At 61.0% G+C, this 7,742-nt stretch carries 6 protein-coding genes and 1 pseudogene; all 7 read right to left on the reverse strand.

What is annotated here, in order from left to right:
• Positions 1 to 159: 159 nt before the first annotated feature.
• Complete coding sequence (locus tag RR842_RS00300) at positions 160 to 1,809, reverse strand: FAD-dependent oxidoreductase (RefSeq protein WP_332728775.1); 1,650 nt, start codon at positions 1,807 to 1,809, stop codon at positions 160 to 162.
• 300 nt (positions 1,810 to 2,109) lie between these two features.
• Positions 2,110 to 3,636 carry an FAD-dependent oxidoreductase gene (locus RR842_RS00305; RefSeq protein ID WP_332721640.1) on the reverse strand — a complete coding sequence of 509 codons (1,527 nt, stop codon included), beginning with the start codon at positions 3,634 to 3,636 and terminating at the stop codon, positions 2,110 to 2,112.
• A gap of 515 nt (positions 3,637 to 4,151) precedes the next feature.
• Complete coding sequence (gene nadE / locus RR842_RS00310) at positions 4,152 to 5,000, reverse strand: NAD(+) synthase (RefSeq protein ID WP_332728776.1); 849 nt, start codon at positions 4,998 to 5,000, stop codon at positions 4,152 to 4,154.
• 53 nt (positions 5,001 to 5,053) lie between these two features.
• Positions 5,054 to 5,707 carry a hydrogenase nickel incorporation protein HypB gene (gene hypB, locus RR842_RS00315; protein ID WP_332511761.1) on the reverse strand — a complete coding sequence of 218 codons (654 nt, stop codon included), beginning with the start codon at positions 5,705 to 5,707 and terminating at the stop codon, positions 5,054 to 5,056.
• Complete coding sequence (locus tag RR842_RS00320; RefSeq protein WP_332565471.1) at positions 5,698 to 6,084, reverse strand: hydrogenase maturation nickel metallochaperone HypA; 387 nt, start codon at positions 6,082 to 6,084, stop codon at positions 5,698 to 5,700. Before RR842_RS00320 ends, hypB begins: the two co-directional genes overlap by 10 nt.
• Positions 6,085 to 6,357: 273 nt before the next feature.
• Positions 6,358 to 7,191 carry a twin-arginine translocase subunit TatC gene (gene tatC / locus RR842_RS00325; protein WP_332511757.1) on the reverse strand — a complete coding sequence of 278 codons (834 nt, stop codon included), beginning with the start codon at positions 7,189 to 7,191 and terminating at the stop codon, positions 6,358 to 6,360.
• Positions 7,192 to 7,194: 3 nt separating this feature from the next.
• Positions 7,195 to 7,742: pseudogene (locus tag RR842_RS00330) on the reverse strand (hypothetical protein); the annotation flags it as partial.

The following is a 7,742-nucleotide window of genomic DNA, read 5'->3' on the forward strand; positions in this document are numbered from 1 at the left end:
GCGAGTTCCCCCTTCGGGGACTTTGCTCCGCTTCGCTTCGCGGCGCCGCGCCCCGTGAGCCGAAGCATCCAGTGGATACTTCGTGCGACCTCAGGACTGCCCGAGCGCCGGACCTTCCGAAGCCCGACACCCAGACCCATCCCGCAGGTTAGTCAAACCCTACCTCGCCCCGTTCAAGTACGTCTCGGCAGCATTAGCCGCTTCGCGCCCGCTATTCACCTGGTTCCCGAACGCCGTACCCGGCATGTTAATGGTGTACACGTTGCGGTATAGCATGTTCCCGTCGTTGCCGATGGCATACAGGCCGGGAATCGGCTCCATCTTGCCGTCCAGCACGCGACGCTGCTTGTCGGTGGCGATGCCGCCGACCGAGAAGAAGTAGCTGTACGTTAGCTTCGCCAGATAGAACGGCGCCGTCTGGATGGGCACCATCAGGTCGGCCGGCTTGCCAAAGTCGGTGTCGGCCCCGGCCGTGCACAGGTCGTTGTAGTGCTGCACCGTCTTTTGCAGCAGGTCCTTGTCCAGCCCGAACTGGTCAGCCAACTCAGGGATAGTGTTGCCCTGGAACAAGCTGTTGGTGTTGTTGGAGGCCAGCGAATCGGTGAACATCTTCTTCGCCGCATCGTCCGTGCCGAAGAACCGGTCGAAGATGGCCTGGTCGAACATTACGTAGTTCTCCTTGTTCGACTTGCCGGGAATGCACTGCAACACCAGGTTGTCCGCCGTAAGATTCTCGCGGCTGTAGCGCTCGCATGCGTCGTTTACCCACAGCACCGGACCGCCTGCGGCAATGCCGAAGTAGCCGTTGATGGGATTTTGCGCCGCATCGTGGAAGTCGATGGGCGGAAGGGCCTCGATAGCATACAGAATAGACTGGGCCGACTGGGACATGAAGTTCTTCGCGCCCTGGTCCATGGCCATGCGATAGCCATCACCCGCCGCATGGGGAGAACCCACGATATGGATGCCGTTCGTATCCCACCCCTGCTCGGAAATGACATCGGGGCTGCCGCCAAAACCGCCGGTAGCAAAAACGACTGCACGGGCGTTGTACTGGATGTTGCCGTCATCGCCCTCGGCATAGGCGCCGGTGACCATATTCCCGTCCATCTTCAGGCTCATGACGGTGGTCTTGTAGTGAATCTGCGTATTCATGGTTTCAAGCTGGGCCTTCATGGGAGCAACGTAGCCCACAGATGCCTTGTTGTCCTTGAACCAATGGAACGTGGGGAACAGGCCGCCGTAATAGTCGTCTACCACGCCCGAAAACTGCACGCCCTGCTCCCCGCACCACAGGATGTTCTCAGCCGACTTGTTCACCAAATCGAGCCAGTACGCGCCGTTCTGGCGATGCTGTCCACGCGTAAGCTCGGCCTCCACGATCTTAGCAGGATCGATCTGGATGCCCAGTTCCTGTTGGAACGTAGAGTTTACGGCGAACATGCCCTCGACGAAACTGGCGTTGCCACCCACCTGGTCGCCCTTTTCCACCACGATGAACTGCATGCCATTGAGCGCCGCCTGCACCGCGCAGGCCAAGCCGCTGCCGCCCGCACCTACGATAAGCAGGTCGGTATCGTAGGTCTTGTCGATGGCGGCGGGAGCCGCGCTGCCGGCCTTCGCGTCCCCGCTCGTACCCGAACCTCCTTCGTTGCCCTGCCCCGTCGGTGCCGGAGTACATGCCGCAAGGCCGCCCATCACGGCAAACGCGCCCGTCGCGCATGCTCCCGTCAAAAATGTACGGCGCGACACGCCGCCTGAGGGCGCCATGGGCGTTTCGTTGTGTTGGTTGTTGTTCTCCCCTGCCATAGTGCTCCACCTTTCACCAGGACCGCCAACTCCCTCGCGCGGTCGGCGCAGGGAAGCAGACGGTCATGCGTATGCCTGCCCGTCATTCTGGCACGACGCACCTCAGCCGCGGTTGCTACGTGGTTTCAACTCGGCAACCCCTAGGCAAACGCCAAGGTGAAAGAGCAAGGGAGCGGGAAAGGGGAGGATTCCGCTCCCTTCGCTGCGCAGCTTTGCAGGATCGACGCCTCCGAGGCGAACGCAAGGTTTTCCACTTGATTGAGAGTACGGATGACGGAAGGGACCGCGACGGAGAAAGCGCTACGCCGATGCCGAAGAAACGTCCGAGCCCTCTTCCTCGGCAAGGACTTTGGCTACAGCTTGGCCCACCAGCATTCCAAACGCCCCGTTGGAGGCAAGGCCCTCAAGGCTGCTCGCACCTACCGATCCACAGCAGTACACGCCGGACACCGGCGAGCCGGTGGCGTTCAGCAGACGCCCCTCGCCGTCGGTATTCGCACCGCCACGCGTCTTGTAGCGAACAGGAGACTGCCTGAACGCGTAGTACGGCGCGATAAGCTTCTGCAGGAAGAGCGTACGGCCAAAGGCTTCGTCCTTCCCGCTCTCCACCGTCTTGTCGTACTCCTCGAAAGCCGCTTTGAGCGCCTCGGCGGGCATGAACATGGCCTTTGCCAGGTCGTCAAGCGTATCACACGGTCCCACCAGACGCTTCACGTATTTAGCGGTCACCTGCGCCACACTGCGCGACTGGCTGCTCTCGATCAGCTGCTTGTCGAATATCGTCCACCAATGACCGCGATCGTCGGCATGGCACGCGTCGGCAGCCGCGTTCACGTCGTCTTCGCGAGCGAAGCGCTTTCCCGCAAGGTCGACGATAACGGCAGGGGCGAACATACCCCACGCGCACGACTGCGGCACGCGGCCCGTCAGCGGCCCCGCCTTGTCCATGCCTGCAAGTTTGCCGCCCACTCCCGAGCAGAGCATCTGCCCCTCGCCCATCGAGGCGAACGTGTAGCTGGCTACCTGCTCTTGATTAGGGACGTAGGCATGAATAAGCGGCTGGCTGCTGGCAAACCCTCCGGTAGCGACGACGACGCGCTTGGCGCGTATGTCGCTGACGGCCTGGTTTTTCACCGCCAGCAACCGCATGCCGCAGATGGCTCCGCCCCCATCCTGGATGAACGCCACCGCCTGCAGGCCCGTCGAGAAGGCGACGCCCTTGTTCGCCAATCCGTTGCGCAACGGAACCATGAAGCTTTCCATATCACCGAGCCCGTTCTTCGGCAGCAGCACGGTTGAGAGTCCCCCGCCTTTCACGTAGGCACGAGGGTCGGCTAGCTCCACTTGATACGTGTCCACCAAGTGATCGATCCAATCGGGTGCCGTAACGAACAAGCGCTTCGCGAACTCGATATCGGGCACGCCTTCGTCAGCCAGCTCCTGCTTGCGCGCATCCCACGCTTCGATAGCCGTGGTGTCGATACCGGCAGCTTTCTGGAACGCGCTGCCGCTCACGCGCATGATGCCATTCGAGCTGAAGCTCTCACCGCCCAGAAGCTCCAGCTTGTCCACGACCATGACCGAGTGGCCCGCCTCGGCTGGCGCCATCGCCGCCGATAGGCCGGCAATGCCGCTGCCCACGATAAGCACGTCCACTTCAGACGAGAAGCTGACCTGCGGATCGTTTGCTATCCGATAGGCGCTGCTGTCCTCGGCTGTGGGCACAAGCGAGAGCATGCCGTGCCCCGACGAGCACGCATACGCAGTCCCACCCGCCGCCACCGCAGCCGATATTCCGATAAGTTTGAAGAATGCCCGACGCTCCATGCAGCTGCTGCCCTTTCGCGGGTTTAAAGATCGATTTCAGCCCGAGTATAGTGAGAGCGCGCCCTTCATGCCATCGCAAACAAGCGCGTCACGCAATCTGCGCATCTCTTGCTGCTTTTGCCAGGAATCTGCCAGAAACCTGCCTACATTTCATCCAACCTCCGACGGGCAATCTGAGGGAAACATGCCGCGCGGGTGCGGCTATTCTACGGCGAGGATACGGTCGATCCGCAAGGTCGCGGCGCTATAGTGTACGCAGGGACCGTAAGGCGGCATGGTACCTCTTCCCTCTCATTATTCTAGATGAGCGGAGGTGAACGTCCATGCCCGTTTTGGAGTTGTTTGTGCTGGTGACTGTGTGTTTGAACCTAGCGTCTGGCATCATCGAGCTTGTTTTGGTGATAAAGGCCGCGCTCCAATCCCGCAAGGGAAAGGAGCGCGCACAATAAACCCAAACCGCCGAAGCGATTCTTAGAGCCGGTGGGAGTGAACAGCTCCCTTCGGCTCGTCTAGCATTATACCTGAAAAGTTTTTCCAGAAGAATGGTCCGCATAGAAATCTACGTTGGGGTACGGAGGCTCCAACGCCCGCTTGAAGGCAGTAGCGCGAACGGTATCCAGCACACGCTCGACCAGGGAGGCCTCGAATCCGGCAGCGGCCAGCTCTTCCGCGTCCATGCCATGCTCGACATGGGCAACCAGCAAGGCATCGAGCGTCGGATAATCAACCCCCAAGCTGGTCTCGTCGTCCTGGCCGGGAGCCAGTTCCGCACTCGGCGGCTTCGAGAACACCCGCTCGGGAAGGGGTGGTACGGCACCGTCGGCCCGAGCGTGCCCGTTACGCCAACGGGCGACGGCGTACACGTCTGTTTTATAGAGACCGCCGATCGGAGCGAACGCACCGACCGTATCGCCATAGAGGGTGGAATACCCCATCATAGCCTCGCTCTTGTTCCCCGTGTTCACCAGCATCCACCCATAGGCATTCGACAGCGCCATCAAGCACACCATACGGCAACGAGCCTGGGTATTCTGCGCGGCAAGCCCCGTAAGCGCACCTCCGCACGCGTCGGCCAGCGCATGCTCGAACGCTTGGTAGGGTGCGCAGATGGAAACCGTCTGCGCCTCGATACCCAACCGGTCGGCCAACGCGCATGCATCCTCGACGGAATGGCCGCTGGAATACGGACCAGGCAGCAGCACACCGTGCACACGCGCAGCACCGAGTGCATCGACACACATGGCAGCTACGATGCTCGAATCCATGCCGCCCGAAAGACCTATGACCGCTTCGGTAAACCCCGTGGTGCGAGCAAAGGCGCGCAGGGCCTCAACGCATGCAAGGTAGCGCTCTCCCGCCTCCATGGCCGCCCTCCTCCCTTCACAGGCTCGCAGCGAAGTTAACTGCCCTGTCACGGTTACTGGATTTCGCGGATGCGCGCAGCCAGCCACTCCGCCCACGCATCCACCCCGTCGCCCTTCGTGGCGGCGATGGGGAAAAGGGGAGCCGTCGGGTTCAGCTGCTTCACGGAAGCCTCGAACGCCTCGCGATCGAAGTTGAACACCGGCATAGTATCCACCTTGTTCAGCACCACCGCCTCGGCAACCTGGAACACGCCGGGATACTTGAGCGGCTTGTCGTCGCCCTCGGGCACGGACAGGATCATCACTTTGGCGTTCTCGCCCAGATCGAAATCGGTGGGGCACACCAGGTTGCCCACGTTCTCAACGATGATCAGGTCCAAGCGCTCCAGATCGAGCACGTCCACCGCACGCTTCAGCATGGCGCTTTCCAAATGGCACGCACCGCCTGTGTTGATCTGCACAGCGGGGATACCCTGGGCTTTGATCTTCTCGGCATCCACGCTGCTGGCGATATCTCCCTCGATGACAGCGATGTTGAACTCGTCGCGCAGCGCGTCGATAGTAGCTAGGATCGTGGACGTCTTACCCGATCCGGGACTAGCCAGCAAGTCGAGCACGAATACGTGGTTGCGGGCGAACCGCTCGCGCAGCTCGCGCGCAAGTCCATCGTTCTTGTCCAGAATAGGCTGCTTTATATCTATTTGCATGACAGCTCCTCGTCTTCGTCGTCGGGAATATCAACCTCGATACTGTCTATTTGCAACTCGCGACCGGCTACGAGCTCAGTGGCGAAGCTTTCGCACACAGGACACAGCATATGGAAGCGGTCGTGCTCGTAGGTGGCACCGCATTCCAAACAGCGGCTCTTCGGCTTGATCATGGTAACATCCAGCTTGGCATCGGCAAAAAGCGTGTACTCCGACTGTTCGGACAGCGCCTCGAATGCAAAACGCAGCGCGTCCTCGATAGCCTCGGTCATCTCGCCCACCGACAGGCTCACCTTCAGCACCTTATCGGCACCTGCCTGCTTGGCCGACGTCTCAACGGCCTCCATAACACCCGTCATGATTCCTAATTCGTGCATGGCGCTCCCTTCGTTTGCATCGGGGATACGGCTCAGTCATATAATGCGTCTATAGTAGCCGAACGCACGCAGGTCGAACAGCAGCACTGCGTCAATGGAGGCGATCGGCGACCAGAAGAACAAAGGCACCAAAGATGGCGGCAGAGAAGCCTCACGCTGCCGCTCCTTCCCGTACGGGGGACCTTCGCCCGCCAAAAGCGTGCCGGGCGCACCACCACCTCACGCAAACGGCCCGCCGCAATGCGACGGGCCGTTGGGCGATCTGCCAAGAGCTTAAGACTTCTTGGCTTCCTTTTCCTTCTGGTAAGCCAGTTCTTGAGCCGCCTCTTCGGCCTCTTCGGCCTCCAAATCGGCATTCTGCTTCTTGATGCGGCTCGACAACACCACACGCGAGATAAGCAAACTCGCTTCGTACAAGCCGATAAGGGCCGCGAACATGAGCAGCATGGTCACCGGCGAGGCGTCGGGCGTGGTCACGGCAGAGAACACCATGAGGCCCACATACACCACACGCCAGCTGGCACGCAGCTTCTTGTACGGCACGACGTTGAACACCACGAGATAAAACACGATCAACGGCAACTCGAAGGCCAAGCCGAAGCCCAGTTCGAACTTGATGATGATATCGATGTAGGAGGACGCACGCGGAAGTATCTGCGCAAAACCTGCGGCCTGGTCGGTCAGCCACTCGAACGCCGGGTTCAGAATGATCAGGTAGCAGAACACCGCACCAAAGATGAACAGGGCTACCGCCGCCGCAAACGTCGGAACGAACCAACGGCGCTCGCTCGGCTTGAGCGCCGGCAGGAAGAAAGCGAGGATCTGCCAGATGATGACAGGCGAGGTGGCTACGAGCCCCGAGAAAAACGCGATCTTAAAACGGACGGAGAACGACTCGAACGGATCGATAGCCGTAAGCAAAGGCATGCCGTCCGGCCCCTTGGGGAAGAAGTCGCCAATAGGCTGGATCAGAAACTGGGCAACGGTATTCGAAGCCATATAGAACACTACCACCGCTACGGCGAGACAGGCAACGATGCGCACCAAGCGCATGCGCAGCTCGCCCAGGTGATCGAACAAGGGCATACGTGCCGGTCCGACAGGCATGGCTTATTCCCCCTTCTCGTTCGTGGACTGGGGCGTGGCCTGAGCAGTCGCCTCGGCAGCCTTCCTGTTTGCGGCACGCGTGGCAGCGGCCTTCTTGGCAGCAGCCGAGCGCGCTGCGGCCTTTTCCGCATCGGTCTTGGCCGTTGCAGGCTTAGTCGTCCTAGCCGTTGCAGGCTTAGCCGCCGCGGACTTCGCAGCCGGCTTGGCTGCCGTCGCCTGAGCGGCGGATGCCCGGGAAGCGGTCGCCTTGCCCGCCGTCGTCGGCTTCGCCGACCGGGTCGTTGCAGGCTTGGTCGTTGCAGGCTTGGTCGTTGCAGGCTTCGCAGCGGTCGAAGCGACCGGCGTGGCCGCTTTCGTTGCGGCAGCCTTCTTGACTGCAGGCTTCGTGCCGTACAACTCGTCGGCCGACGGCTTCGCCTTAACCGGCTCGCTTGCTGCGGGAGCCGCAGCGGCCTTTACGTCACCCGTAGCCGAGGAGTCCGCCTGGACGGGTTTTTCGAACGATCCGTCAGGCTTGGCGACCGGCTTCGCCTCTGCCACCTGGGCAGCTG

Source organism: Gordonibacter sp. (assembly GCF_036667095.1).
Lineage (GTDB): Bacteria > Actinomycetota > Coriobacteriia > Coriobacteriales > Eggerthellaceae > Gordonibacter.